The organism is Zhongshania sp., from assembly GCF_029212375.1.
Lineage (GTDB): Bacteria > Pseudomonadota > Gammaproteobacteria > Pseudomonadales > Spongiibacteraceae > Spongiibacter.
On record NZ_JARGNU010000003.1, the window covers coordinates 216750 to 243181 of the forward strand.

Below are 26432 nucleotides of genomic sequence, written 5' to 3' on the forward strand. Positions count from 1 at the left end.
AGAGTGGACTCTACCGAACCGGTCAGCTAACGGCGGCGCAGTAAATTGTTGCCAAATGCTAAATAGGTATTGAGTGAGCGCGCTGCATTTGGCAACTCACTATTTAAGCCCCTTCTTTTGTTCCTCGCTGCATGGGCGGCACTTAGTGTGGAATTGACAAACAATGGAATTTAAAGACTATTACAAAGCCCTAGGTGTAGAGCCAAGTGCCGATAAAAAGGCAATTAAAACGGCCTACCGCAAGCTCGCACGTAAATACCATCCCGATGTAAGTGACCACAAAGACGCCGAGGAAAAGTTTAAAGAAGTCACCGAAGCCTACGAGGTTTTATACGACGATAAAAAGCGGGCGGAGTACGATGAGGTTCGTCAGTACGGCAGCAACGATGGCGGTTTTCGGCCACCGCCAGGCTGGCGTCCAGGGGCGGATCGGCAAGAGGGGTTCGCTGGCGGTAGCGATTTTTCAGATTTTTTCTCGTCTATGTTTGGCAATGCGGGGCAGGGTGATTTTGGAAGTCGCCGCCAGCAAACCCGCAAAGGCCGAGATATTGAAACCGATCTGCCGATCTTTCTCGAAGACACCCTCTCAGATGAATCAAAGGCTATCTCGTTTACTATTCCCCAGTATTCTGCCGATGGCCACGTGAGCGAAATTACCAAAACCCTCAATGTAAAAATTCCCGCTGGGGTAGAGGCGGGGGAGCGCATTCGCCTTAAAGGTCAAGGCGAAGCCGCTGGCCCAAATGGCATTGCCGGCGATTTGTATCTGCGTATCAGGCTAGTACCGCATCCGCTATTCGACGTTGAGGGGCATAATCTCATTATTACCGTGCCAGTGGCGCCTTGGGAGGCGGCACTGGGCTGTAAACTGGTGATGCCGACCTTAGAAGGCAAAATCACCATGTCGATACCGGCCAACAGCCAAACAGGTCAGCGTCTGCGAGTACGCGGCAAAGGGCTGGTTAAAAAGCTTGCTGCTGATAGTGCCCGCGGCGATTTATACGCAGTGTTAAAAGTGGTAATGCCAAAAACCACCAACGACGAAATCAATAAAATATGGCTAGAACTGGCGAATAAAGCTGCATTTAATGCCCGTGCAGAGTGGAGTGATAAATAATGAATGACACTAAACAGCATCAAATGCGATTTGACGAGCTATGCCGTGTTGCCGAACTCCCCGAACAGTATGTGGTAGAAATTGTTGAGCACGGAATAGTTGAGCCCTATGGCCAAACCCCAGAGCAATGGGTGTTCACCACGCATATGATTGTGCAAGCCAAAAAAGCCGTGCGGCTGCACCAAGACTTGAATATAGACTGGGCCGGTATTGCTTTGGCCATTCGTCTATTAGACGAGATCGAACAACTGCGCGATGAAAATAGTCTGCTAAAACAACGTTTAAATCGCTTTACCCACTGTTAATGTGGGCTTTCTTAACCGCGCAGGGAAGGCTCTAAAATTTTAATGACTTTGTTTGCGATGAAACAGCGTTGCCACCGCCACCACCAGCGCACCCGCAACCACGCCAATAAGGCCATTAAACAGGTTTTGGGCAATGCTATTTGCTAAGCCATTGCTGAAAATATGCAAGTGGCCAAGGGCGACTTCAAGTTGCGCGTAGTGATCAAAGCCGTGGATTAAAATACCGCCACCCACCAAAAACATTGCCAAAGTGCCAACCACGGTTAACGTTTTCATCAAGGCTGGCGCCAACCACAACAAAAAATTGCCGACCACAGTGGCTGCATTACTCTTGGCCTTAAGTAACAGTAGGCCAAGGTCATCAATTTTTACAATCAGCGCCACCAAACCATAAACGGCAAGGGTAATACCAACCGCAACAATCGCCAGCACCATCACCTGCTTGCTAAAAGCCTCTTCCTGAACCGTGCTAAGGGCGATCACAATAATCTCTAAACTCAAGATAAAATCAGTGCGAATGGCACCCTTAACCCGCTCTTTCTCTAAACTGACTAGATCTGCGTCATTATTTTTAATGAGCGCTTCGCTTTGAGAATGATCCTTAACCCCGCGATGCGCTATGCCATGCCAAACTTTTTCGGCACCCTCAAAGCACAAATACACACCGCCAAGCATCAATACCGGTGTAATCAGCCACGGCATAAACAAACTGGCCAGCAACACCACAGGCACAATAATCAGCTTATTGAGCAGCGAGCCTTTCGCCACCGCCCACACCACCGGCAGCTCTCGGTCTGCCCGAACATTGCCAACCTGTTCCGCGTTTACCGCTAAATCGTCTCCCAACACCCCAGCCGTCTTTTTAACCGCTACCTTAGACATTAAGGAAATATCGTCTAATAAAGTCGCAATATCGTCAAAAAGCGCTAACAGAGAACCTGCCGCCATCAAAAACACCTTTCGTTAAAGTAGAGTAGTTTGCAAAACCCTGCTGAGCATACTACAGAAACAGAGCTAAAAATGGCTCAAATCCTCGCGTAAGGGAAGGGCAATGAAAAACTTTGTATGGACGTCATAAATAAAATGCGTAGGAGTGCAACGCGATATGTGTCGTTTAGGTAGTTGTCGATGACTCGTAAAGTGTGTGAAGTAGCAATGAGTTGTTAAGGGGCGAGAATGACTTGGCTGGACGATTGTTGTATGACTTATTTGGATGAGGCGAAGGGGTTACTCCAAAACACTTAATCCAAAGTAGTCTGCTAAAAAAAGAGGAAAAGCACTGAGTACCGCAACTTGGTCAATAGGTAAATAGTGATCAAGTTGAGCTTGGGCTATTAGTCGCTGGTTATCAATCGGCTGTAGATTGCCCTCTCCACTGATTAGCACGTTGGCCTTCTTTAAATTGGCTTCAATAAGTAGTTGCCAGATCGGTTTATTAATATGCTTTGCGTCCTGAAAAATTTGGCGACCTCGGTTGGCAGAAAGGCGCTTGTATATTCGTCCTTTGCATTCCGCAAGGCTGACTGTAAGGGCAAGGTATTCGACTGGGTCGTTAATATCCCGTATTGCTTCAATCATTGGGTAGCTTATGAATAGTTTACCGCTATCGGTCTCGTTATCAAAGCGGGCTAGCATCTCCAACAGCTTGGCGCCGTTAAATTTCTCGTCCTGAGGTTCGAAGTCAAAGAAAAGATAAATTTGACCGATTTGGTCACGTCTAAGAACTGCCAGTCTTTCATCTTGGTTTGCACTTGGATTTAATTCTTTAACAAGTTCAAAAAGATCTAAATCTTCATCGGCGTTAATTTGCGCGTACAAGTCGTAGATATCATTCTGAAAACTGGCCAGCAGGCGACTTTCCTCGCCCTTAAAAAAAGCTTTTTCCAAACTTTTAAAATAAAGTTTTTCGGCTTTTTCGCCTTCGAAAATAAATAGCGTCCGCTCCATTAACTGGATAATCCTTTATAAATTTTTTCTAGATTGTGAGCTTTGCGCAGCTCCTTTCCTGTTAATGCAGTAATTGGCGAAATTACTTTGTCTAGTACAAAGTAACAGTCAGGTCGCAGTAAATCGTTGCTCATAATGCCTGTGTTATGGGTTGTCATAATGGTTTGACAGCGTGTATTGGTAACCCGTTCGACAATTTTTGCGGCTAGTGCATGATGGTAAAAGGCATCAAACTCGTCAATATAGGCGAAGGTTATTTCCTTTTTTGCAAGGCGTAGCCACCAGAAGTAAAAAATTCCGAGTGACAGAGTCCCCGTGGATGCCGCCAAGCCAAACTCAAGTGATGTTTTTCCGTAATCGAAATAAATGCCTTCTTCTCCGTTACTGTTGGTCTTAACTTTAAGGGAACACTTGACTCCAGCGTCATTAAGAAACTGTTCAAAGTCATTAACGGAATTATTGTCAATAATACTTTGTGAGAGTCGTTTTACACCAATATTCTTGCCGATATAATCGCCCGTTTTGGTAGAGTCTAGCGAGCGAAAAAACACCATGCCCTCAATAAAACTAAGCAACTTGGAAAATAGTTGGTTAGTAGGGGTTTCATCTAAAATGGTGTTGCTACGGACGTACTTGAGTAATGATATTTCAGAGGTACCAACATCGCTTTTCAGATGTTCTGCACCTTGCAAGTGAATGCTAGCCTGGTTAGATTGGCGGCGGTCTACATGGAGTATCCGTTCCTCGTTGATGAACAGACTTTCGTATACCATGCCTTCACGTGATTTTTTTCCGTAGTTATATCGAATTTCCGAACCATCAATACGATACTCAAAAGCGAACTCCGCAATCGTCACATTCATCCCGCCATTTAGGTAGTTGATGTCGAGTGAACTGAGGTAGTTGGGTGAATCTGTCAAGTGGAGTACAGGGTCCACCATCGCCAGTCCTAAATTAGACTTACCACCACCATTAGGACCATAAATCATGGCGTGCTGTATGATTCCGTTATTGACAGCATTCGTGTTGAATTCGTATTGCTGGCTTGATAGGTCAAAGACTAGCCAGTCCGTGAAGTTCCGAAAATTTTTAACGGAAAATTTGTGTAGCATCTGGTGTTCCCCAGCAGTTGACAGACTTAGCATAGCAGCTTTGATTGTTACCGTAAAAAAACTACGGCAAACTCTTGGTCTTTTTAGTGTTTAATCGAAAGTAGAATAATGGAATAGGTACGTTTGATAGGGGCCTAAAAGTAACCCTCTGTATGGGGCCATTAAGAACGCGACAAGACGGGATTATGTGGGAATGAGCGGGGACTGATGGGAAAGCCACGGTGCATAAGGGGTGCAGAGCAATCGCGTGGCGCTGAGCAGAAAATTCTTATGGCGCGACAAAATTCGATAAACAGCGAAATTCTGAATTTCACGCCACATGGTTCACGACATCGATATTATACCGTTAATGTATGTTTAACGGCGGTTTACATAGTGTGGCCGAGCCAGACAACCTTACCGATGATTTGAAGGTCTTTCTGCCCAGGAAGCACTGGAATCGGGCTATACATGGTGTTGTCGCTGATGACGAGTATAGCGCCACCTTGCCCGCGTTGTAGACGCTTGGCGAACAAATGGCCATCTAAGCGAATCACATAAATACCCTCGCGTACAAAGTTATTCTGGCTGATATCGACCAAAAGCGTTGAATCCTCGGGGATTGTTGGTGCCATTGAGTCGCCCCGACACGCCACCACGCGCAAGTTCTTAGCCGATAAGCCCTCCATAGCAAGCCATTTGCGTTTAAACGCGAGTTCTTCAATGCCGTCGCCATCTGTTGCTGTGGCGCCGTCGCCAGCCGATACGTGGACATCTACGAGCTTTTGCACATAGGCATAATCGTCGCTTGTGGCTACATATGGTCCGGTAGTCTCAGATGCGCCATGATCAGGCTTTACGAGCATTTCACCTGCGCCATTTAAAAGCCAGTTTGCGTTCACTCCAATGTTAACTAAGCCAGCTATAACTTGGCTCCCAGGGCTGCGGCCTCCTTTTTCGTACTCTTGCCATGAGCGCAGTTTGCTGCCGCATAAGGTGGATATGTCGGATTGCGTGTATCCGAGAGCCTCGCGAGCAGCCTTCATTCTGCTGCCTATTGCAATTTGGTCGTGCATAACTTTCGTCCCGCTAAGGTATGCGTGAGCGCATAACCCATTCTATAAAGAATAAAAATCGTAACCTGTTGTTTTAAATAAGTTTTTATTCTGCGCGCAGCTTTGTGCGCAAAAAGCCAAGGTATGCGCGCAATTCGGCGTTGACATGGCGCACTATCCGGCGTAATGTCTATTCCCATGAAGAACCTAGACAGCAAAACAAAAGCCTTACTTCGCGACCCCGTCAAACGCCGGATCTGGGTGAAATACCAGTGCCAGTTGCGCCACGTAACGATGTCTGAAATAGCCACAGAAGCCGGGGTGACCAGAGCATGTTTTTACTCGGTCTTTAACAAGACTTATCCACGAATGGAGAAAGTACTTGCGGACTTTCTGGGGCTAGAGCCGGCCCAGCTCTTCCCTGAACGGTATGACGAAGACGGCCTCCCGATCTATCGGATGGGTCGCCCTAAAAAGTCTATTGCCAATGGTGTACATGATAACACCCGCAGCGGGTACAGCAATGTCCATAACGGTCAGGTGGTTTAGACATGAGTCGCCGCGTTAAAGACACCCAAACCCTCGACTTGTTTGAAGTACCTCGGCCCGCTGCGCAATTCCCTGCCAGCATGGATTACGGCGTACTTGTGGCTCACATGGTGAGTGACGTACTACGGAATGCTGACTGTGATCGTCATGAGATAGCAGCACGAATGAGTCGCCTGACAGGCAAAGACGTTAGCAAGTACATGCTAGATGCATGGTCATCTGAAAGCAGAGATGCTTACAACATTCCCTTTTATCTAGTCCCAGTATTTGAAACTGCTTGTAGTTCGCATCAGTTAACGAATTGGCTGGCGGGGATTCGTGGCGGACGGTTATTGATTGGGCGTGAGGCTCTCAATGCGGAGCTTGGGAGGCTTGAACACGCCAAAGCGCAGGCCGTTCAGAAAATTCGCGACCTGAAAAAGATGATGGGGGAGTCTGAATGACTGATCGGAGGTTCTCTGTTAGAGAAATTGTTGATGCAACAGGGCTTAATCAATCGACAATTAGCCGCCGCGTTAACAAAGAGCTGTGGCCCTATACAACAGAGACAGTGGTAGGTGGAACTCGTCGTCTGTATTCATTATCAGACCTCCCCAAAGACATCCAGCAACCGCTGATCCTAGCGGAGGCCCGCCAGTCTGCTGAGCAGGAACAAGAGCTTGCTGACACTGCATGGAAGGTTTATGAGCGCGCTGGCGCGAATGCCAAAGCCGAGGCGAAGCGTCGTTTAGAGGCTTTGTTATTCCGCGAGAAGCTCACCTTTAGCGGGCTTGGCAAATCTGCCGCTACCGATAAGGCGGCTGATGAATTTGGTGCTAACCGCGCCACCATCTACAAGTGGGTGGAGCTAGTAAAAGGTATAGAGCGCAGCAACTGGCTTGCGCATTTGCTTCCCCAGTATGAAGGCAAGCCCAAGCGCAGCGCAGAATGCACGCCTGAAGCGTGGGACTTTTTTAAAGCCGATTATCTTCGTAATGAACAGCCATCAATCGCCAGTTGTTACGAGCGTCTTAAGCGTGCAGCAAGAGCAAACGGTTGGGCTATACCCGCAATTCGGACATTTAATCGCTGGTGTACCGAGCGCATACCGCTCTCGGTGCGCATCTTGCGCAGGGAAGGCGAGCATGCCTTGTCGGCACGCTTCCCCTCAGTTGAACGCACCGTACGCAATATGCATGCGCTGGAATGGATAAACGGCGACGGCTACCAGCATAATGTCTTTGTTAAATGGCCTGACGGCACAATAGACCGTCCTAAAACGTGGTTTTGGCAGGACGTACATGCCCGTAAAATTCTGTCTTATCGGGTCGACCTCACTGAAAACACCGACTCGATACGCTTAAGCTTTGGCGACCTCGTAGAGCAGTTCGGAATTCCCTCGCACGCCACCATCGATAACACCCGCGCCGCCGCCAACAAATGGATGACAGGCGGTGTTGCTAACCGCTATCGCTTTAAAGTTAAAGAAGACGATCCGTTGGGGATCTTCCCGCTGCTGGGTGTTCAGGTGCACTGGACTAGCGTAGACAAAGCCGGTACCCAAGCGAAAGGTCGCGGTCAGGCTAAGCCTATAGAGCGCGCATTTGGTGTGGGTGGGCTAGGTGACTACGTTGATCAACACCCTGACTTTGCTGGTGCCTATACAGGGAAGAATGTTAACGCCAAGCCAGAAAATTACGCGTCTAAAGCGATTCCGCTCGAAGATTTTGTGCGGGTTCTAAACGAAGAAATTCTTCACTGGAATGCTCGCGAAGGCCGTCGGACTGAAATGGCTGGCGGCACATTAAGCTTTGATCAGGTGTTTAACGAATCGTATGCCGTAGCACCAATCCGCAAGGCAACTGAAGCCCAGCGCCGGTTGTGGCTACTTACCGCAGAGTCGATCCGCGTAGACAAAACCGGCTGCTTTACCTTAGAAGCCGGTGCACGAACGGGCCAAGGTCGTGACGGCCGCAACCGCTACTTTGCACAAGAACTGCTGGAATACGGCGATCGCGGCATCAAGATTGTGGTGCGCTTTGACCCAGATCACCTACACGAGAGCGTGTATGTCTACACGTTGGATGGTCGCTTTATTACCACCGCAGACTGCCTAGAAGCCAAGGGCTTTGGCGACAGCGACGGCAGCCGCATTTACAGCCGCGAACGCAAAAAATTCATTAAAGCCACCAAGGCCGCAGCGGATGCAGAAATGCGAATGGATTTGGCTGGTGTGTCTCAACGCCTCCCTCGCCCAGAATTGCCCGCGCCTGTTGCAAGCAAAGTAGTACGTCCGGCGCGTGCCTCCATTGAAATGCCCGACACCAAATCGCCTGACGAATATTGGACGAAGCAAGCCGAGTCCTCTATGGCCGACGTTGAAGCCCTATTTGAACCCCAAGCACCGCAGCCAGAAAGCACCGCATATCAGCGCTGGTTAAGAGTGAGCGAAGCAATGGAGCAAGGCGAAACACTTTCGCAGATCGACGCCAAATGGTGGACGAAAAACGAAGCAAACCCTGAATTTACAAACCGAAAACTAATGGAGGACTGGGACAAAGAACTAGAACGGACAGCCAGCAGCAACTGACTGTCCGGTAGATCGTCGACTACATGACTAATCAACAACAAGGAAATAATACATGACAATCACCGAAATCGACAACATTAGCGGCATGGCACCGCTGACCAACATGGCACTGACCAAGGCCGCAGTGGAGCGCGCACAAAACCGCGCCGAGTCACTGCCTGGCATGGTAGTGATGTTCGGCCCCAGCGGATTTGGCAAAAGCTACAGCGCCACGTTTGTTGCCAATACCTTGCGTGCTCACTACGTAGAGTGCCGCAGCTCTTGGACTAAGAAAGCACTGCTCGAAGCCATACTGCTCGACATGGGCATAACGGCTGCGTCGACGATTTACAAAATGACGGATCAAATATCCGAAGAGTTAGCGCAAAGCCAGCGGCCGCTGATTATTGATGAAGTGGATCATATCGTTGATAAGAAAGCGGTTGAAATTATTCGCGATATTTATGAAGGCAGCAAAGCGCCCATGCTGCTCATTGGCGAAGAAAAGCTTCCCGCTAAGCTTAAGCGTTGGGAGCGTTTTGACGGACGGATATTAGATTGGGTACCGGCGCAGCCAGCCGGCGACAAAGACACCGCCAGCCTTTGCCGTGTGTACGCTCGCGGCATAGAAATTAAACCAGACCTGCAAAGGGAAATTACCAAACTGGCTCGCGGCAGTGTGCGCCGGATCTGCGTGAACCTCGACAAAGTACGCGTTGCCGCCGAGCAAGAAGGCTGGGACAGCGTAGACAAAAAACGCTGGGGTAGTCGCGGTTTTTACACAGGCCAAGCACCTGCGAGGAAGCTGGTATGACAGTAGCTACTAAGCAGCCCGCAAAGGGCATGGGCCGTAAGCCAGTCAACATTGGTCAATACGGCACTCAAGACGCAATCTGGCGAGCCATACGTGAATTGCTCACCTTCACTCAGGCTCAGCTGGTTTCCTATGTAAACAACAAGGTCGAGGTTAATGACCATACCGTTAACAGCTATTTAGAACGCCTTTTAAACGCTGGTTATTTAAGTGTTGAAAAGCTTCCAAAGCATCGCGGGGTTTGCGTTGAGTCGACCTATACCTTAATTAAAAACACTGGCAATGAAACCCCGCGCCTGCGCAAAGATGGTAGCAAAGTCACCCAAGGTTTAGGCCGAGAGTGTATGTGGCGCAGCATGAAAACCCTTGGTGAATTCGACTGGCTCGAACTCGTCTCGGTGATTAATGCCGACGGTTACTTAGTGTCTGAAGCCAGCGCCAAAGAGTACTGCAAAATCTTGGCTCAAGCGAAGTACTTGGTGGTTGTACGCCAAGGCCGTGGATCAATTCGCTCACGCTATCGCTTGTTGCCATCCAAATGGACTGGGCCTAAGCCTCCACAAATCCAGCGCACTAAAAGCCTTTTTGATGCCAACTTAAACAAAGTTGTTTGGCAGCGCGGCCCGCAAGGCGGTGACGCATGAACGCCCACCTGATTAGTGACCCAGCATGGATCTTGGCCCTGCGCGAACAAGTGGCAGCAAAAGGCCAGCGCGCCGTTGCCAAAGAAATTGGCTACAGCCCTGCGGTGGTTAGCCAAGTGCTTAACGATAAATACGGCGGCGATGTCGCCCAAGTTGAAAAGCGCGTTCGCGGCGCCTACATGGGCGAGACCGTGTTTTGCCCCGTACTGGGCGAGATCCCCTCTAACCAGTGCCTAGACCACCAGCGCAAACCCTTTGCGCCGATCAACCCGATGCGAGTGCGGCTGTTTAGAGCCTGCCGCGCCGGATGCGAAAACAGCAAATTGGAAGGGAGACGGTCATGAGCATGTATCACCCCAATTACCTTAGTCATTACGGCGAGCGCTTTATCCGCTTAGGTTTGTCTGCGCACGGTGTGACGTTTGAGCAATACCTCGCCGCGCCTAGTCGGTATGAAATCAAGTACGAGAATGAGTTTCGCCCATTACTACCAGCGCAGCGCGCAGTGCAGGCACGGCTCGATGCGATCGGCTTTGCGGTTGAGCGAGTTGAAGCTGAAGTGGATGAGCTGCCGCATCGTAACGGTGTGGCGATTGAGCCGCTGCGGCATCACTGCCGCCCTAAGCGCTCACGCAAAAGCGATTTCACTCGGAGGGTGCGGGCATGTTAGCCGATAAATACAGCCACTGGCTGCGCTGCGTAAAAGCAAACCAAGTGCCGCTACTTGATTACACCTGCCCTGACTGCAAACAAGAATTACAAGCACTGCGTCCGCCCGAAGGCGAAGAGCCGTGGGACTCGGTAATTGAGTGCCCACATTGCCAAGGCTTGCATTTTCGGGTCGCGCACAGCCAGGGAGCTGTTGAATCTTGGAGCCTACAAGCATGAGCAATACTGCAAATGACTATCTCGAAGGCGTCTGTTTTGAAGTGATTCGCGTCATGGCAGATAAAGACAGCCCAATGGGCAGCGCGGCGCTCTCTGTCGCGCTGGGCATACGACACGACGCAGTGCAGGCGGCTGTTTGTAAGCTCATTATCCGCGACAAACTGATCATGGTTGGCCGTTGCGACAACGATCGGCCAGTGTACCTCCTGCGCGTTCCAGAGACGGAGATCGTTTGACATGAATAACATCAGCCCCGATCGCGTGTTGCAAGTGTTGAGTCGCCATATTGGCGCCGAAAACGGTGTGACGGTAACCAAGCTAGCGCAAGAAGTTACCGACTCACTGCTGGTGTCTGCCGGTGATGAGCGCGCTGTCAGGGCTGCTGTTGTAGAGCTACGTAAAGCGGGCCTGCACGTTTGTGCTCACCCAGGTTCTGGGTACTACATGGCCCGCGACGAGGCCGAGCTGGTGCGCTGCTGCAGTTATTTATTTGACCGAGCCATGTGCTCACTAGAACAAGTTGCCGCCATGCGGCGTGAATCGCTGCCGGATCTGCGTGGGCAGCTGAGGTTGCCGACATGAAAGTTACTTATGACAAATATGGCCGAATGAATTACCACCCTGAGTATCACCACAAGCATGGCCAACCTTGGACTACTACAGATCAGAAATATTTGATCGAGTACTACGAAAAGCTCGGACCGGAACAAGTGAGTTTTGCTTTAGGTAGAACCATACACACCGTAATGCAAAGAGCCGCAGAGTTGCGAAAAGCGGGTTTGATGCCAATGCCTAAAACTCAAAGTTACCACCGCCGAATGCGGCCTACATTTAACGCTGGAGAAAACCATGAACACTGACACCATACCCGAAGGCTATGCCCGTAACTCAGCTGGCCACTTAGTACCGACTGAGCAGATCCGCGAGCATGACAAATTGCGCGACGATGTGGCCCGCAGTTTGGCAATGGAAGCCGAAGAGCTACACGACCGAATCAAGGCGTTTAAAGAAAAGGCCTTAGCAGACATTGCCGATATGGTCGCCATTGCTGCCGACAAATACCAAGTTAAGATTGGCGGCAAAAAAGGCAACGTTAGCCTGTGTACCTACGACGGTCAGTACAAAGTGACCCGTACTTATGCTGAACGCATTGCCTTTACCGAGGAACTGGAAGCGGCCCGCGAGTTAATCAATGACTGCATAGTGCGCTGGAGCGAAGGCGCCAATGCCAACATCAAAGTGCTAGTAGATCGCGCCTTTCGCACTAACGGCCAAGGGCAGATTAAAACCGCAGCGGTGCTTGAGTTGTTGCGCCTAGATATTCAAGACGACGGCTGGAAGCGCGGCATGGAGGCGCTAAAGGATTCTATTCAGTCGGTTGGTGCCACTGCTTATGTACGGATTTACAAGCGCGTTGGCACTAGCGATCAGTACCGGCCGTTAGCATTGGATATTGCAGCGCTATGAGTGCGGGCGAACACAATATCGCCATATCGATGCGACTGTATCAAATCATTCAGTCGCTATATGTGCGGATTAATAAAGCGGGTATCAAGGTTGAAAAGCTAACCGCCACTGAGCATTTAGTAACCGTTCAGCTGCGTTATAGCGACCAGTTGCAGCGGGTGTTCCCAGATGCCGCCCTGCGAACGCGCAACGATAAATATTTTAACGAGTACTACTACGACACCGACTGTCGATTAGTGTGGGAGGCAAGCAGCAATGAGCATTAGCAAAGCGCAATGGGCCGAGCTTGAAGAGCGATTAAAGGGATATTACGTGCACGTTAAATTCACGTTAAGCGGCCATGAAATAGCAGTTCATAAAGAACGCTTAAAAGAGAATAAGTTTGTCTTGGTCGTGTACATTGACGGCTCGTGGAAAGGCTTGTGGATGACCGGCAACAAAGATCCTGTGTACGATCCTATCGTTAAGCAGGTCTGGCGAAAACGTAGCAGAGCATTGTATTCACCTGCAAAAAAGGCTCGAATAAAAAAGAGCCTCGGTGTGCGACGGACAAAAGAGATGTTCCCCGATCTCGATAAAGCCATTGTGATGTGGATGCCTGATTTCTCAACCGCTGCCAGCCTAGTTCGCCAATTCAAAAAGATCGACGGCCTAGCATTAGTGGCCGATCCGGTGAAAGCCAATGGTTAACAAACCCACGCGCGACCGTCGCGGCATTGAGCTGGCCAAAATCCACATGGGCGCGAATAGGCTCGGTCTGGATACCAAAGACAAAGACCCAGACAGCCCTTACCGATCTATGCTGTGGGCCGTTGGTCGTGTGCGTAGCGCTGCACAACTGGATGCCAGCGGCCGCGCTGCGGTGTTGGATCACATGCAGCGTCTTGGTTTTGAATCGCCAACGTACCGCCCTAAACCGTCTAAAGCTAGCGCTGCGCAAATAGCCAAAGTGCGCGCCCAACTACATGAAGCTGGATGTGACGAGGCCTACGGTGACGCACTCGCTAAACGCATGTGCAAAGTAGAGAAGTTGGTGTGGTGCAAGCCAGATCAGCTCAGAAGCATCGTTGCCGCGCTGTACTACCATAAGAAGCGCAACAATCGGAGGCCGAGTGAAGCTTGATCCCGAGCAGCTGCCCAGCAGCTTACATGACGTGATTGATGCAATTGGCATCGATGCGGCTTTACGCTTGGTAGAACACCTCGGCGGCACGCGCTTATACGTGCCGGAACGCATGACACCAGACCACCCGATTGTTGCCTTACTAGGGCACAAACACGCCTACGCTCTCGCTGAACATTTTGGTGGTGACCAGATAATTTTACCGCGCTGTGTGGCGGCGATCAGGGCTATGCGAGACGCGGCTATTCGGCAGCAACGTCACGGCGGCGCAAGCACTAAAGCGCTAGCAATAAAACATGGTTTAACAGAACGGCAGATATACGCCATACTTGCGGCAGGTGAACCAGAAGTGTCGCTGCAGCAGAGTTTGATATAAGACATGGGGCATTCGTTGTTAAGCAATGCTACGGAATGTTGTTGCAAGCGTCAGATAGTTTCAGGAGGAAAAATGACCAAAGTCTGCCCTAAGTGTGATTACAAACGCACAGAGTATGAAACCGCACCTGAGTGGCAGTGCCCAAACTGTCAGGGTGTGTATGAGAAACTCGAAAAGGCCATTAAGGCCGGTGTCGATGTAAAGCAGCGGTTCGTCAATTCGCCAGCTAGTGCTGAGCAGCTGCAGATGCGTAAGCAGCATCTGGTTGTAACCACCACGCCAACCGTGCCAGGGCGCGAAATTGAGCAGGTCATTGATATTGTCGCCACCCACAGCACCTATGCCTTCAGCTCCCTAAATGAAATGTTCGGCAGTATCGGCAGAGCCTTTGTCGGGTCTGGCAAAAGCTATGGCACTGAGGGGCACCTGGCTAAGTGCCGCGCAGAAGCCCTTGAATCATTGCGGCACAGCGCTGCCACAATTGGTGCCGATGCGGTGGTGGGTACCGAGATTCAAATTGCAGAATTCAGTGGCGCCACAGACAACGGTGTGATTGTTGTTTCGGCAATAGGTACAGCTGTCACGTTATTGCCTCGTTAACCCGTGGTTGTAATAGCTCCCTGCGTCCCAACGGAATTGGAAACTGAGAAAATGGCAACCGAAGCTAACAATGTCGAGAGAAATAGCAACCTCCAGATTCGTAATGAAGCTGTTGTTTTGCCAAAGATGTCAGAAGGAGAGAGTAGCGCTAGGGAAAAATTGACGCTTGCAATACGACTATTTGGCGAAGATGCAATGCAACTAATGATGGCGTGGAGGGGTTTGGGAGAGCCACCCAGGCTATCAAAGCAGGAGTGTCGAAACATTGCCTGCAATTACCCGTTTTCTGCAGATGAAATTGAGTGCGTTTTTCCTCCGGCATAACACCCCTGAAAGGCACGTTGCCTAGCGAGAGATAGGGCGCTTTACGGCTCACTCAATCCCCGCTACTATGCAAATCATTCCAAGAAAAACCCCTCTCCGCTGAAGCCCTTCACCTGATCCACTCCCACCTAACACCTTAATCTCAAGTCTACATCGTATATTCAACGACTGGAGACTTGAGGTGTTTAATCATGTAACCGACAAACTGCGCATCTGGCCGTGGCTGCTTTTGGCTTTGGTTTTTACGGGCATTGTTGCCTTTGTGGCGCCATATCAGTTGGGCGTATTGGCGTGGTCATTGAGTAAGCTGTCGCTAGGTGCGTATTTGGGCTATTGGATAGACCGCAGTATTTTTCATTACTGTCGGCCCCATGCGTTCCTTGAACACCGCTCTGCTGTGCAGCCTGATGCCTTTGCCGCGAGTATGATTCGTCGCGCACTAATTATTGCTGCCTCCATTCTCGCCTTAGGGCTGGGCGTATGAGCTGGGCGCGGATCTTTAATGCCGCACTGGTGGTGCTTGTTTTAGCGGGCTTGCTTGCGTGTTTGTCAGCGTATGCTGAGGTGCCTGCCCGCGCAGATCATTACCGGCGCGACCTTACCCGCATTGCTCAGCAAGAGATGGGGCTTACTGCCCCTGTCGCATTATTTGCGGCGCAAATCCATCAAGAAAGTTCTTGGCGTTCTGATGCTAAAAGTCCGTATGCCGAAGGCCTTACCCAGTTTACCCCCGCCACCGCCAAATGGATTTCTGAAATTTATCCCGATCTCGGCAATGCCACCCCGTACTCTCCCGGCTGGGCAATGCGGGCGATGGTGCGTTATGACCTGCATATATTGGCCCGTGTGAAACCCTGGCACGCGCGTGATATTCCTGACTGTGACAAGTGGGCCTTTACCTTGAGCGGCTACAACGGTGGCCCAGGGTGGATAACGCGCGACCGGCGGCACGCTGAGAACGCCGGTCATTGTCCCGACGCTTGGTTTGGTTCGGTGGAGAAGTACTCCGCTCGTTCAGCGCCCGCCTTTAAAGAAAACCGTCACTACGTTAATCGTATTTTGAATGAACTGACTGAGCGCTATCTCTCCGCTGGCTGGCAGGGAGCGCCCTTGTGTTAAGAGTGTTTGGTGGTTGGCTGTTTAAGCTATTGGGTAATGGCACGGCATTGGCCGTGTTGCTGGCTTTGGGTGGTGTGATCTATCACGGATGGCGTACTGGCAACCTGCAAAGCTTAGTGGCAGATCGAGACGAGCGCTTGAATGAGGCAACCGCAGAGTTGGAGCGATGGCGAAGCTTGGCGCTGGCCTACCGTGTGCGCGGCGATAAGTTAGCTGCACTGCAGCGGTCTGCTAATGACGCAGTACGCCAGCTGCAGCTTGATCTTGATGAGCGCAATAAAACCTTTCAGGCCACCGCCCTGCAAATACGTCAAGCACCACCAGAAGATGACGGCCCTGTTGCCGCGGTGCTGCGCCAAACGCTAGAGAGCTTGCCGTAATGCTCAAGCTAACACTGCTCTGCATTTTGATCTTATTGATCTTAGCCGGTTGCGCCGCGCAACAACCCGATGTGTTGCCGGTGCCGATTTATTGCCAAGTACCCGCTGGATTATTGGTGCAATCGGTCATGCCGGCAACGCCAACCGGTAACTATACCCAGCGCGACGTGGCTGATTACATAAACCAACTTTATTACTACGCGGTAAGTGGCTGGGATCGCGTACAGGCAGTTGATACATGGGTAGCGCAGCACTGTGAATGAAAGCGACTTTGAGAGAGCTGCACAGTTCGCCGATCGCGAACGCGAGAATGCCTTGGCTAAGCATAGACAAAAAATGGCCAGCCAAATTGAAGGTGGCGACACCTGCGAGGACTGCGGTGGGCCGATACCGCCAGAGCGCCAAGCTGCGGTGAAAACCGTGTTTTGTGTTGAGTGCCAACAAATTAACGAAAGGCTGCGATAGCAATGAATTTAAGTGATGTGAATTGGGATGCAACGCGCTTTGGATTTGATCTGGCGCAAACGATCTTTATGGCCGGCGTGGCCATTTATGTTTGGTGGACGAATCGATCAAGAGCCACCAAAAAATCGATTGAAGAAGTGGATGCACATATCGAGAAAGTAGCCAGTGCGTTTGATAAGCGGGTCAATGTTATAGAGCGTCGAGTTCACAGCGTTGAAAAAGACCTATCGCACCTGCCCAGCCACGACGAACTTGCTGCACTGCATGAAAAGGTCAACGGTGTTGCCAACACAATGAACCAAGTGCAGGGCGAGTTAAGCGGTATAAACCGCACCCTAAATTTGATTAATGAATTCCTGATTAACAAAAAGGAGCGGTAAATGAGTTACGCCGAATTAGTAGCGACAGACGTTCGCTTACGAGTGCTCCAAGCGCTGGAGTGTGACCCAGATTACTCGCATAACGAAGACGTTGTGAGAATGGCACTGGGTGCGGCCGGCCACAACATAAGTCGTGATTTACTGCGCACGGAACTCTACTGGCTACAAGAACAAGGCGCAGTGAAACTAGAAGATCACGACGGCTTGATTGTGGTCACGCTTACATCGCGGGGCGAAGATATTGCCCTTGGTCGTGCCCGAGTGCCTGGCATTAAACGTCCAGGGCCACGCTAATGTCGCGCAATCGTTCTAGCTCAATAGAGCAGCTGCCCGCAGACATTCTTGAAAAGCTGCAAGCGTTGCTACGTGATCCGCGAGTAAACCAGCTAGATGCCACTCGCCGTATCAATGTCATATTGGCAGAGCAAGGGCACGCCGAGCGCGTAAGTAAATCGTCGGTTAACCGCTATGCCGTGCGGATGAACGAAGTGGGCGAACGTATGCGGCAGTCTCGGCAAGTGTCCGAGATGTGGATAGCGCGCTTAGGCACCGAGCCAGAAGGCAAGATGGGTCGCTTGCTGAATGAGATGTTGCGCACCCTTGCGTTTGAATTGACCGAAAAGGTGATGTCCAGCGATCTTAACGAAGACACCTTGCCGGGCGTAATTGACCAGATCAAGAATCTATCGCTTACCTCTATGCGGCTTGAGAAAAGCCTAAGCGAAAACATTAAAACCGAGAAGGAAATTCGCAAGGCCTTTGCCGAAGAAGTGGCGGCTGAAACCGAATCTGTTGCCAAAGAAGCTGGCTTAAGTGCTGAGGCAGTGCAGACCATCAAGAATAAGATTCTGGGGATTGCCGATAAATGAACGACGTAGGCATTGGCAAAGTCCTTGGCGGCGGCACCGTCAACGACCCAAACTGGTATAAGGACTTCGACCCAAACGAAGTCCTTTTGCAATATCAGCGCGACTGGGTTGCCGATGACTCACAGCTCAAGCTTGCTGAGAAGTCACGCCGTACTGGATTGACATGGGCCGAAGCGGCCGACGGAACATTGTGCGCTGGCGCATCGCGTGCTGCCGGTGGTTGCAATCATTTCTATGTTGGTTCGAATAAAGAGATGGCCCGCGAGTTTATCGACGCCGTGGCGATGTGGGCCAAGCTGTTTGATCAAGCGGCTGGTGAGATTGAAGAAGAGATCCTGATCGACGAAGACAAAGACATTCTTACCTTTGTCGTTAACTTTGCCAGTGGCTTTAAGGTGCAAGCACTTAGCTCGCGGCCGTCAAACCTGCGTGGTATGCAAGGTAATGTCACTATCGATGAGGCTGCGTTTCACGAGCAGCTCGCTGAAGTACTCAAGGCCGCGCTGGCACTCACAATGTGGGGTAGTAAAGTCCGTTTAATCAGTACTCATAATGGTGTTGAAAACCTCTTTAACGAAATCATCAACGATAGCCGCGCTGGTAAAAAAGACTACAGCGTTCACCGTATAACCTTAGATGATGCTTGTCAGCAGGGTTTGTATAAACGAATTTGTCAGATCACTAAAAAAGAATGGTCGGCAGAAAACGAAGCGGCGTGGGTTGCCGGTCTGATTAAAAACACGGCCACGAGCGAAGACGCCCAAGAAGAATATTACTGCGTGCCCAAGTCTGGCGGCGGTGCGTATCTATCACGGGCATTGATTGAGTCGCGGATGGCACCTGCGCCCATCTTCCGCTATGAAGGCACTGCCGAGTTTAATGCTCGACCTGAAAAAATTCGCTATGCCGAGATTCAGGATTGGTGTGTAAGCAAGCTGCTCCCCATTCTCAATACGCTCCACCCGAACACCCCGCATTGCTTTGGTGAAGACTTTGCACGTACTGGCGACTTTACTGTGTTTGCGCCAATGGCAATTACTCAAGAGCTAAAGCGTGTAGTGCCATTCTTAGTTGAATTGCGCAATGTACCGTTTAAGCAGCAAGAGCAAATCATGAAGTACATCATCGATCGCCTGCCAAAGTTTCAGGCGGGTGCTTTTGATGCGCGTGGTAATGGCCAGTATCTCGCAGAAACGGCTGTAGACGAATACGGTGCCGGCATCATTGACGCCGTTATGCTCAGCCAGTCTTGGTACCTCGACAATATGCCTAAGCTCAAGGCTGCATTTGAAGATGACGAGATACTTATTCCCAAAGATCGCGACGTGCTCGATGACCTTCGGGCCCTGCAAGTCATTAAGGGCATACCCAAACTACCTGATGCCAAAACCGGCGATGACAAGAAGCGTCACGGCGATGCCGCAATCGCGATAGCAATGGCGTACTTCGCCAGCTTAATGGATGTGGTGGCGATTGATTTTACATCTGTACCCAGAGCCGCAAACAACTGGCATGGCTCAGCCAAACAAGACGATGACGACGACATCGACTTCGATCCTGGTCTGAACATTACGGGTGCGTGGTAACAAGGAATCTCACATGGCCAAAAAGAAAAAGCAAAAAATTGATACAAAATCGCCAGCGCTTACCGAGGAGCAAACTGCCGGTACCGCACTCAGTGCACAGTTGCATCGCGAATTTGCCGAACACCCAACCAAGGGGTTAACACCAGCGCGCCTGTACCAGATCCTTGAGGGTGCGGAAAAAGGCGATCTTAAAGCGCAGTCTGAACTCTTTGAAGATATGGAAGAGAAAGACCCACAGATCGGCAGTGACCTCGCCAAGCGTCGGCAACTGGCCGCAGAGTTAGAGTGGCAGATTGTGCCGCCAGACAATGCAAGTCGCGCCGAAAAGAAAGCAGCTGAGCAAGCCGCCGAAGTCTTTGATGGGCTGGAGGTTGAAGACCTAATCATTGATATGGGCGCAGCCCTTGGACATGGCTGGGCAAACCTGGAGCAAACGTGGGCGCGTGATGGCGCTATGCGATTTATCGAACAGCCTGAGCTTCGGCCCCACGGTTGGTTTCGTTTGCACTCAGAAAATCAGAACAGCATTACCCTGCGGGACAACAGTCAGAACGGTGCCGAGCTGTGGCCACTAGGCTGGGTGCAACACCGCCATAAAGCCAAGCCTGGTTACATTGCGCGATCGGGCCTGTGTCGTATGTTGGCGTGGCCATACCTGTTCCAAAACTACGCACTGGGTGACCTAGCCCAACTACTTGAGATTTACGGCATACCCGCTCGTGTGGGCACATACCCTCGCAACGCATCAGACAAAGAGAAGCTGACCTTACTCCGAGCTGTGACAAGCCTTGGCAGCAATGCTGCTGGCATCATTCCCCAAGGCATGGAAATCGATTTTAAAGAAGCCGCCGACGGCAAGTCGGATATGTTCAAGGTGATGATGGATTGGTGTCAGCAGGCTAAGGCGAAAGTGGTGCTGGGCGGTACACTCACCTCCGGTACAGGCGAAGGCACGAATACCAACGCGCTGGGTAATGTGCATGAACGTGCTCTAGACAGTTTAATCCGTTCCGATATTCGTCAATACGCCAGCACAATCAAGCGTGACATGCTGTGGCCAATGGCCGCAATGAACTTTGGCATAGCAGACTTGCGCCGTGCTCCGCAGTTCAAACTGGATATGGGTGAGACCGAAGACTTTGCCGTGCTGTCGGAATCCTTGCCTAAGTTTGTTGAGATGGGTGCGCGTATACCTATGTGGTGGTTTCACGAGAAGTCCGGGATTCCAGAAGCCGGTGAGAATGATGAAGTGCTTACCCTTGCCCCGACAGTGCCGACACCAACAACACCAACAACACCGTCGGAACTACCGCCACAAGACGCCGCCTTACGCATTGCCCTTGCTGCACTTAAAGGGCCTTCAAACAGCCCTCAATCGGCGTTAGATGATGTGTTAAACGCGATTAATCCGGCGACTCAACAAGGCCAAGCAGAATCCCTACTCAAGCCGATTATGGATCGCATACAAGCGGGTGATAATTACGATGCTATCCAAGATGACCTGAGCGACCTTTATCCTGATTTAGATGTAAGCGGCATAGAAGACATGCTGACGCGGCTATTTTTTGTGGTGGAAACCTGGGGGCGATTGAACGCATGAAGAATCAAATTAACGAAAAATTCAAACGGTGCAGAACGGTTGGGCAGCTAGTCACTGAGCTTCAAAAGTTACCTAAAAGCGCCAAGCTCGGCGAGCCGATGATACCTGTTTTATATAACTCAAGTGAGGCGGCGAAGAACGCCGGATTAAAGCCTTGCGTGGGTATAGAAGAGTATTAGCCGTTAAATTTATGGGCATATGCCACCCTTGACGGCATGGAGAGAATTGTAATGACTACAACTGTAACGGTAAGCGCCCATTGTGACAGCAGCACAACAAAGGTACGCGTAATTGAGGGCGATCGTGACTCTGATGAAAAGACAGAATCATATTTGGAAGACGGGCAAGAACAGAGCTTCTATGTTTACGACACTAAGTTTTTAAGTGTTGATGAAATACCAAAGTAATGCGGAAACGGGTGCTGCAATGGATATGAGTGTCTGGATTTTAATTGCCGTTGTATTTGTTGCCGGTTTTGGTTGGGGGCGCTGGTATGAAGAATGGAGCGCTAAACGGGAAATCTCAAAGCGTGACGAACATAAGCTTACAGTGTCGATGCCCATGAAAGGTGATGACGCCCAGGCGGTGATGTCATTGCTTAAAAACCTTATTGATCAGGTTGCGGCAGAACGTTTGATTAAGAGCAATGAGGCTGCGGAGTAATATAGCGTGGAAATTAAAGTTGATCGGTTAAGTAAAGATCAGCTGCGTGTGATGTGGATAGCAGTTAATGCTAAAGCGCAGCAAATATAGCCCCTAGCTTAACCTTTGGCTTAGCAGCGCACGTAGTGCGTCTGAGCGACCAACGGGAGCAACTATAGCCCGTTGTTACACGTAACTTTGGATGATTTATGGTAGCTGTATTATTTGCACACGAGCAGAGTAATTATAAAAACTTTGATGAGTGTGATGTATGGGACATTAAGCGCAACGCGCTGAACTATTGCGGCAACGATAGCGTGATTGCTCACCCGCCCTGCCGTGCGTGGAGCCAGCTTAGACATTTTGCGAAGCCTAGGCCAGGCGAAAAAGATTTGGCTATATGGGCTATAAAAACAGTTAGGCGTTGTGGTGGTGTGTTGGAACACCCGAATAAATCCAGCCTGTGGCCGGTCGCAAAATTGCCAGAGCCGGGGCAAGTTGACGAATTTGGCGGATGGACGTTAGTTGTTAGCCAGCACTGGTGGGGGCATTTAGCTGAAAAAATGACGCGACTTTATATAGTGGGCTGCAAGCAAAATGATGTGCCAGCAATACCAATTCGCCTTGGCGAAGCAACGCACGTACAGACGTACAGTCACAAGTGCCGGCGGCGGCCACAAATGCCACACAAACTTAGGGAGCATACGCCACCGGCTTTTGCTAAATGGCTTGTTGATCTAGCCGCGAAGTGCAGTAGTGATGGTGACGTGTAACGCCGCCATTCGCGAGCCTTAGGTCTCGCGCAATGCAAGTGTTATCGCAAGCAAGAAAAGAATTCCCGGATAGTAAATGATCAAAATATACGGCATCTCTATTAATCTGCACAAATATGTCTCAGGAGAGCAAGTGCGCGGAACGACAGAACTCGAAGAGGATTGTATGAAATGAGTGTAATTATTTTAGGATGCTGCGGCATTGGTAAAACTGCATTTATTGTTAAAGACGATAACGACGACAATAGGGTTTTTGATAGCGTTGGCGAAGCAGATGCTTGGAGCTGGGATAATGCCGACGAGCTTGGCGACTGTTTTAGAATTGTAGATTTAGACGATTGAAGCAGTTTGACACTATGACTAACACCAAATGCCTGAATCAGTAGACCTAGGCTACGCCTTCACCCTCGCCCCCGCCAAAGCCGTGGAGTACTTCCGCAGCAAGGGCCATCGCATCTCGTGGAACTGGTATGACACCTATCAAGAGGCAAACGCCAAAGCATTCACCGTGGCCAAGGTGGCGCGGCTAGATGTGCTGAAGGATATTCGCGGTGCGGTCGACGGCGCCATTGCCAACGGCACTACCTTTGCCGATTTCAAAAAAGACCTTGAACCCACCCTGCGCAATAAGGGCTGGTGGGGTAAGCAGATCGTGGTCGATTCAAAAGGTGTGGCCGAGCAGGTGCAGCTAGGCAGTGTGCGTCGGCTAAAAACCATTTACGGCACTAACCTGCAAACCGCTTACATGGGCGGCCGCTGGAAAGGCATGGTAGAAAATGCCAGCGAGCGGCCGTACTGGCAGTACATTGCTATTGATGATGGGGCTACCCGCGCCAAGCACCGCGCAATGCATAAGCGGGTTTTTCGTTGGGACGATCCAATCTGGCAAAGTATGTATCCGCCCAATGATTGGGGTTGCCGTTGCCGAGTGCGGGCGCTTACCGCCAAGCAGGTTGAAGCAATGGGCCTCACTGTAGAAATATCCGACGGTAAGCTGCGCGAATCAATGGAGCTGGTTAGCAAACGCACCGGCGAAGTGCAGCCGGTCACTGGCTTTGATCTGGGCGGTGGCGATACATTTAAGCCAGGCGCGGGCTGGAGCTATAACCCAGGCGCAGCCCATTGGCAGCCAGATTTAGATAACTACCCCTACGCCACCGCCAAGCAATACGCTGAAGGTGTACTTACCGGCCCGCCGTTTAAACAATTTTATGGCAGGTTGGATGGCTTAGTAGCAGAGGCGCGCAGGGCATCGCCAGAAGCGACCGACGCGGCATTGCGTGTACAGCTGCGTCCTAAGTTGGGTGGCGCTGAGTTTCCGGTCGCGGTGCTTAAAGACGATTACACCGCTGCGATTGGAGCCACTCGGCAAACCGTGTGGCTGAGTGACGACACCCTGAGCAAGCAGCTCATTAATCGCAAAGACGCCTTGGGCCTTACAGCTTACTTGCAGGTGCAGCCGACCTTGCAGAATGCGATTTTGGTGGTTGAGGACAAGGCCAAACATTTGATGTTTTATCGCAAAGGCGATCGCTACTACGCGGCTGTGGTTAAGGCCACGGGCGGCGGCAAGTTGTATTTGCAAAGCTTTAGGAATAGTAGCGCCAAAGAAGTGGCTGCAGCCGGTGGTCGTGGCAAAGTGGTACTGGATAAACGGTAAAGTCTGGGGTGCTAAGTGGTAAATCTGGTGTGGTAAGTGGTAAAAGTTGGGGCTGCGCCTGGTAGCCCCTGTGTTCTGCGCCCGGACTCGCCACCCCGGAACGGAACCTGATCCAGCCAGGCACTGGATACGCGTTGAGCGTATTGCTCTAAGCGCAGCTTTCGCAGCGAGATTTTGCCGCAGAACCTTAAGGTGAGTATAGATTATGAGTACCGATTTTTCCATTACCGTCGCTGGAGACGATATTCAATCTGCGTTGAATGAATTGCTCAAGCAGATTGGTGACACACGGCCAGCGATGCGGGCCATATCTGAAGTGCTGTTAGACAGCATTGAAGACGCCTTCGATAAAGAAGCCGACCCAGAAACCGGCAGCGTGTGGGAGGCGCTATCTCAGGTCACTATTGATCAGCGCAAGCGTGACGGAAAATGGCCTGGTAAAATGCTGCAGTATTCTGCCGGCGGTTTAGCGTCTAGCTTTAGTGCAAACTACGGCGACGAGTTTGCGGCCGCATCCAGTAATAAGCCCTATGCGGCTATCCACCATTTTGGTGGTATGGCGGGTAAAAATCGCAAGGTGAAAATTCCCGCCCGACCCTACGCAAGTCTGTCGCCGTCACACCGCGAGGAAGTGCTCGATATACTGCAGCGCCATTTGGGCCTCTGAGAGCGGCCTCAGTGAATTGTCACTGGCCAAAGTGGGGTTTTGGGCCTGAAATCCTTCATAACACCCCAACCCTAAACTCTAACCCTGTTTAAAAGGTGTTTAAATTTGCTTGTACGCGCTTTTGAAGGGTGGCTGGCGGCAACGGTAGCGATGCGGGGGCTAATTTGGCACACAACGCGATTGTGGCCGCAACTTGAAATTGCCAGTTTGGCAGCTTTGGGCTACTCTGAGCGCGCTTTTGTAAATTCCCCCGCGCCCCTCCTTACTGCTGAAGTGCTTCACCTTATTTGCTGCCCCTTGTCCTGAGACGATGGCGGCATGAAACGAATTGCTGCTCTTAAATCCAACGCTGTTTGTGTTGCCGTTTGTGCCCTGCGGGTTCAAGCCGGTATTCCAATGCAGCGTCTTATCCCAGCCGGTACATTTGATGCACCTCGCGGCGATATGTCTGGCAAGGGGCCTTGGCTGCTTACCGAAGACAGTGCGCGCAAAGTCATTGCCCTTGCAGCTACCCGTAGCACCGACATCGTTATTGACTACGAACACCAAACCCTGCTTGCCGAAGAAAATGGTAAGCCTGCACCAGCATCAGGCTGGGTAGATGCCAAATCATTAGAGTGGCGCGAAGACGGTTTATACGGCCGCGTAGATTGGAATGCCGCTGCCGCTAAAGCGATTGGCGATGACGAGTACCGCTATCTCTCCCCTGTATTTCCCTATAACGCCAAGACGGGTGAAGTTCTCGACCTGTTGCACTTGGCGCTAACCAATGCCCCGGCCATAGATGATGCCATTGCTGTACTGGCAGCTGCTCGCATGGCCGGCGATTCTGACGAAACCGAAGAGGAAGACGCAGTGAAACGCGATCAATTAATTAAAAACCTAGGCTTGGCCGCAGATGCTACCGACGCCGATATTGAAACTGCACTGGCTGCGCTGAAATCGGGTGCTACCGAGTTGGCTGCTTTAAAGGAAGGCTTGGACTTAGGCGAAAACAGCAATGCAGTAGAAGCCGTTGCCGCACTTAAAGGCAAGGCTGCTACCGCCACCCAGCCAGACATGGGCCAGTTTGTGCCCAAGGCCGTTTTTGATGAAACCCAGACTCAATTGGCCGCATTAAAAGCCGGTGGCGACACCGCTGAAATGGATAGTCTTATTAAGGAGGGCTTGGACGACGGCCGCATTGCTGGCAAGGCCACTGCCGAGTGGTTGCGCGGCCAAGGCCTTGCCGTGTTGAAAGCCCATTTAAAAGACAGCCCTTCTATTGCCGCGCTTAAGTCTAGCCAGACCCAAGGCAAAAAACCTGAAGGCGATGAGCAGCAAGGCGAACTAAGCAAAGAAGAGCTGGCGGTTTGCAAAAACATGGGGATTAGCCCCGACGATTTCAAAAAATCCAAAGCTGCTAGCGCTTAAGCGTTAGTAAAAATCTGATTAACACAGGAG

General features: G+C 50.8%; 38 protein-coding genes. 34 read left to right on the top strand and 4 right to left on the bottom strand.

Features of this window, described 5'->3' with window-relative positions; genetic code table 11:
- Window positions 1–163: 163 nt before the first annotated feature.
- Both P1U47_RS05140 and P1U47_RS05145 read left to right on the top strand, forming a co-directional pair.
- Window positions 164–1117, top strand: coding sequence for a DnaJ C-terminal domain-containing protein (locus P1U47_RS05140; RefSeq protein ID WP_301027519.1), 954 nt, complete (start codon window positions 164–166; stop codon window positions 1115–1117).
- A complete protein-coding gene (locus P1U47_RS05145; RefSeq protein WP_301027520.1) occupies window positions 1117–1422 on the top strand; it encodes a chaperone modulator CbpM in 306 nt (101 codons plus the stop codon). The genes P1U47_RS05140 and P1U47_RS05145 overlap by 1 nt, the downstream gene beginning before the upstream one ends.
- Window positions 1423–1461: 39 nt before the next feature.
- Here P1U47_RS05145 and P1U47_RS05150 read toward each other — a convergent pair whose 3' ends face one another.
- The 4 genes from P1U47_RS05150 to P1U47_RS05165 form a co-directional block, all read right to left on the bottom strand.
- Window positions 1462–2370, bottom strand: a complete 909-nt coding sequence (locus P1U47_RS05150) for a DUF808 domain-containing protein (protein WP_301027521.1) — start codon at window positions 2368–2370, stop codon at window positions 1462–1464.
- A gap of 279 nt (window positions 2371–2649) precedes the next feature.
- Complete coding sequence (locus P1U47_RS05155) at window positions 2650–3369, bottom strand: hypothetical protein (RefSeq protein WP_301027522.1); 720 nt, start codon at window positions 3367–3369, stop codon at window positions 2650–2652.
- Window positions 3369–4481 carry an ATP/GTP-binding protein gene (locus P1U47_RS05160; protein ID WP_301027523.1) on the bottom strand — a complete coding sequence of 371 codons (1113 nt, stop codon included), beginning with the start codon at window positions 4479–4481 and terminating at the stop codon, window positions 3369–3371. Before P1U47_RS05160 ends, P1U47_RS05155 begins: the two co-directional genes overlap by 1 nt.
- Before the next feature lie 368 nt (window positions 4482–4849).
- On the bottom strand, window positions 4850–5326 hold the full coding sequence (locus P1U47_RS05165; protein ID WP_301027524.1) for a S24 family peptidase: 477 nt from the start codon (window positions 5324–5326) through the stop codon (window positions 4850–4852).
- A gap of 375 nt (window positions 5327–5701) precedes the next feature.
- Between P1U47_RS05165 and P1U47_RS05170 the strand changes: the two genes are divergently transcribed.
- The 32 genes from P1U47_RS05170 to P1U47_RS05325 all read left to right on the top strand — a co-directional run bounded on the left by P1U47_RS05170 (window position 5702) and on the right by P1U47_RS05325 (window position 26402).
- Window positions 5702–6064, top strand: a complete 363-nt coding sequence (locus P1U47_RS05170; protein ID WP_301027525.1) for a helix-turn-helix domain-containing protein — start codon at window positions 5702–5704, stop codon at window positions 6062–6064.
- Window positions 6065–6066: 2 nt separating this feature from the next.
- On the top strand, window positions 6067–6507 hold the full coding sequence (locus P1U47_RS05175) for a hypothetical protein (RefSeq protein ID WP_301027526.1): 441 nt from the start codon (window positions 6067–6069) through the stop codon (window positions 6505–6507).
- The gene (locus tag P1U47_RS05180; RefSeq protein ID WP_301027527.1) at window positions 6504–8633 is read left to right on the top strand and encodes a transposase domain-containing protein; all 2130 of its coding nucleotides are present in this window, start codon (window positions 6504–6506) and stop codon (window positions 8631–8633) included. The genes P1U47_RS05175 and P1U47_RS05180 overlap by 4 nt, the downstream gene beginning before the upstream one ends.
- Window positions 8634–8685: 52 nt before the next feature.
- A complete protein-coding gene (locus tag P1U47_RS05185; RefSeq protein WP_301027528.1) occupies window positions 8686–9426 on the top strand; it encodes an ATP-binding protein in 741 nt (246 codons plus the stop codon).
- Complete coding sequence (locus P1U47_RS05190) at window positions 9423–10070, top strand: hypothetical protein (RefSeq protein ID WP_301027529.1); 648 nt, start codon at window positions 9423–9425, stop codon at window positions 10068–10070. The genes P1U47_RS05185 and P1U47_RS05190 overlap by 4 nt, the downstream gene beginning before the upstream one ends.
- Window positions 10067–10414, top strand: a complete 348-nt coding sequence (locus tag P1U47_RS05195; RefSeq protein ID WP_301027530.1) for a hypothetical protein — start codon at window positions 10067–10069, stop codon at window positions 10412–10414. The genes P1U47_RS05190 and P1U47_RS05195 overlap by 4 nt, the downstream gene beginning before the upstream one ends.
- Window positions 10411–10740, top strand: coding sequence for a hypothetical protein (locus P1U47_RS05200; RefSeq protein ID WP_301027532.1), 330 nt, complete (start codon window positions 10411–10413; stop codon window positions 10738–10740). The genes P1U47_RS05195 and P1U47_RS05200 overlap by 4 nt, the downstream gene beginning before the upstream one ends.
- A complete protein-coding gene (locus P1U47_RS05205; RefSeq protein ID WP_301027533.1) occupies window positions 10734–10958 on the top strand; it encodes a hypothetical protein in 225 nt (74 codons plus the stop codon). Before P1U47_RS05200 ends, P1U47_RS05205 begins: the two co-directional genes overlap by 7 nt.
- Complete coding sequence (locus P1U47_RS05210) at window positions 10955–11194, top strand: hypothetical protein (RefSeq protein ID WP_301027534.1); 240 nt, start codon at window positions 10955–10957, stop codon at window positions 11192–11194. The genes P1U47_RS05205 and P1U47_RS05210 overlap by 4 nt, the downstream gene beginning before the upstream one ends.
- Before the next feature lies 1 nt (window position 11195).
- Window positions 11196–11540, top strand: a complete 345-nt coding sequence (locus tag P1U47_RS05215) for a hypothetical protein (protein ID WP_301027535.1) — start codon at window positions 11196–11198, stop codon at window positions 11538–11540.
- A gap of 267 nt (window positions 11541–11807) precedes the next feature.
- On the top strand, window positions 11808–12425 hold the full coding sequence (locus P1U47_RS05220; protein WP_301027536.1) for a DUF3164 family protein: 618 nt from the start codon (window positions 11808–11810) through the stop codon (window positions 12423–12425).
- The gene (locus P1U47_RS05225) at window positions 12422–12691 is read left to right on the top strand and encodes a hypothetical protein (protein ID WP_301027537.1); all 270 of its coding nucleotides are present in this window, start codon (window positions 12422–12424) and stop codon (window positions 12689–12691) included. Before P1U47_RS05220 ends, P1U47_RS05225 begins: the two co-directional genes overlap by 4 nt.
- Window positions 12681–13115, top strand: a complete 435-nt coding sequence (locus tag P1U47_RS05230) for a hypothetical protein (RefSeq protein ID WP_301027538.1) — start codon at window positions 12681–12683, stop codon at window positions 13113–13115. The genes P1U47_RS05225 and P1U47_RS05230 overlap by 11 nt, the downstream gene beginning before the upstream one ends.
- Window positions 13108–13548: a regulatory protein GemA gene (locus P1U47_RS05235; RefSeq protein ID WP_301027539.1), complete on the top strand. Its 441-nt coding sequence runs from the start codon at window positions 13108–13110 to the stop codon at window positions 13546–13548. Before P1U47_RS05230 ends, P1U47_RS05235 begins: the two co-directional genes overlap by 8 nt.
- Window positions 13538–13924 (top strand): Mor transcription activator family protein, encoded by a 387-nt coding sequence (locus P1U47_RS05240; protein WP_301027541.1) that lies wholly within the window; start codon window positions 13538–13540, stop codon window positions 13922–13924. Before P1U47_RS05235 ends, P1U47_RS05240 begins: the two co-directional genes overlap by 11 nt.
- Before the next feature lie 72 nt (window positions 13925–13996).
- Window positions 13997–14524 (top strand): heavy metal-binding domain-containing protein, encoded by a 528-nt coding sequence (locus P1U47_RS05245; RefSeq protein ID WP_301027542.1) that lies wholly within the window; start codon window positions 13997–13999, stop codon window positions 14522–14524.
- Between the two features lie 505 nt (window positions 14525–15029).
- The gene (locus P1U47_RS05250; RefSeq protein WP_301027543.1) at window positions 15030–15332 is read left to right on the top strand and encodes a putative holin; all 303 of its coding nucleotides are present in this window, start codon (window positions 15030–15032) and stop codon (window positions 15330–15332) included.
- Window positions 15329–15967, top strand: a complete 639-nt coding sequence (locus P1U47_RS05255; protein WP_301027544.1) for a transglycosylase SLT domain-containing protein — start codon at window positions 15329–15331, stop codon at window positions 15965–15967. The genes P1U47_RS05250 and P1U47_RS05255 overlap by 4 nt, the downstream gene beginning before the upstream one ends.
- The gene (locus P1U47_RS05260) at window positions 15961–16347 is read left to right on the top strand and encodes a hypothetical protein (RefSeq protein ID WP_301027545.1); all 387 of its coding nucleotides are present in this window, start codon (window positions 15961–15963) and stop codon (window positions 16345–16347) included. The genes P1U47_RS05255 and P1U47_RS05260 overlap by 7 nt, the downstream gene beginning before the upstream one ends.
- Window positions 16347–16610 carry a hypothetical protein gene (locus P1U47_RS05265; protein ID WP_301027546.1) on the top strand — a complete coding sequence of 88 codons (264 nt, stop codon included), beginning with the start codon at window positions 16347–16349 and terminating at the stop codon, window positions 16608–16610. The genes P1U47_RS05260 and P1U47_RS05265 overlap by 1 nt, the downstream gene beginning before the upstream one ends.
- Complete coding sequence (locus P1U47_RS05270) at window positions 16603–16812, top strand: TraR/DksA C4-type zinc finger protein (protein ID WP_301027547.1); 210 nt, start codon at window positions 16603–16605, stop codon at window positions 16810–16812. The genes P1U47_RS05265 and P1U47_RS05270 overlap by 8 nt, the downstream gene beginning before the upstream one ends.
- Before the next feature lie 2 nt (window positions 16813–16814).
- A complete protein-coding gene (locus P1U47_RS05275; RefSeq protein WP_301027548.1) occupies window positions 16815–17192 on the top strand; it encodes a DUF2730 family protein in 378 nt (125 codons plus the stop codon).
- Window positions 17193–17486: an ArsR family transcriptional regulator gene (locus tag P1U47_RS05280; protein WP_301027549.1), complete on the top strand. Its 294-nt coding sequence runs from the start codon at window positions 17193–17195 to the stop codon at window positions 17484–17486. It abuts the gene before it with no gap.
- Window positions 17486–18061, top strand: a complete 576-nt coding sequence (locus P1U47_RS05285; RefSeq protein ID WP_301027550.1) for a DUF3486 family protein — start codon at window positions 17486–17488, stop codon at window positions 18059–18061. Before P1U47_RS05280 ends, P1U47_RS05285 begins: the two co-directional genes overlap by 1 nt.
- Window positions 18058–19647: a terminase family protein gene (locus P1U47_RS05290; RefSeq protein ID WP_301027551.1), complete on the top strand. Its 1590-nt coding sequence runs from the start codon at window positions 18058–18060 to the stop codon at window positions 19645–19647. Before P1U47_RS05285 ends, P1U47_RS05290 begins: the two co-directional genes overlap by 4 nt.
- Before the next feature lie 13 nt (window positions 19648–19660).
- Window positions 19661–21247, top strand: coding sequence for a DUF935 domain-containing protein (locus P1U47_RS05295; protein ID WP_301027552.1), 1587 nt, complete (start codon window positions 19661–19663; stop codon window positions 21245–21247).
- A 230-nt stretch (window positions 21248–21477) separates the two neighbouring features.
- The gene (locus tag P1U47_RS05300; RefSeq protein ID WP_301027553.1) at window positions 21478–21654 is read left to right on the top strand and encodes a hypothetical protein; all 177 of its coding nucleotides are present in this window, start codon (window positions 21478–21480) and stop codon (window positions 21652–21654) included.
- Entirely contained in the window at window positions 21638–21910 is a 273-nt protein-coding gene (locus P1U47_RS05305; RefSeq protein WP_301027554.1) for a hypothetical protein, read from the top strand. The genes P1U47_RS05300 and P1U47_RS05305 overlap by 17 nt, the downstream gene beginning before the upstream one ends.
- A 923-nt stretch (window positions 21911–22833) precedes the next feature.
- Complete coding sequence (locus P1U47_RS05310; protein ID WP_301027555.1) at window positions 22834–23004, top strand: hypothetical protein; 171 nt, start codon at window positions 22834–22836, stop codon at window positions 23002–23004.
- 28 nt (window positions 23005–23032) lie between these two features.
- Entirely contained in the window at window positions 23033–24322 is a 1290-nt protein-coding gene (locus P1U47_RS05315; RefSeq protein ID WP_301027556.1) for a phage minor head protein, read from the top strand.
- Between the two features lie 205 nt (window positions 24323–24527).
- On the top strand, window positions 24528–24989 hold the full coding sequence (locus P1U47_RS05320) for a phage virion morphogenesis protein (protein WP_301027557.1): 462 nt from the start codon (window positions 24528–24530) through the stop codon (window positions 24987–24989).
- A gap of 318 nt (window positions 24990–25307) precedes the next feature.
- Complete coding sequence (locus P1U47_RS05325) at window positions 25308–26402, top strand: phage protease (RefSeq protein WP_301027558.1); 1095 nt, start codon at window positions 25308–25310, stop codon at window positions 26400–26402.
- Window positions 26403–26432 lie beyond the last annotated feature (30 nt).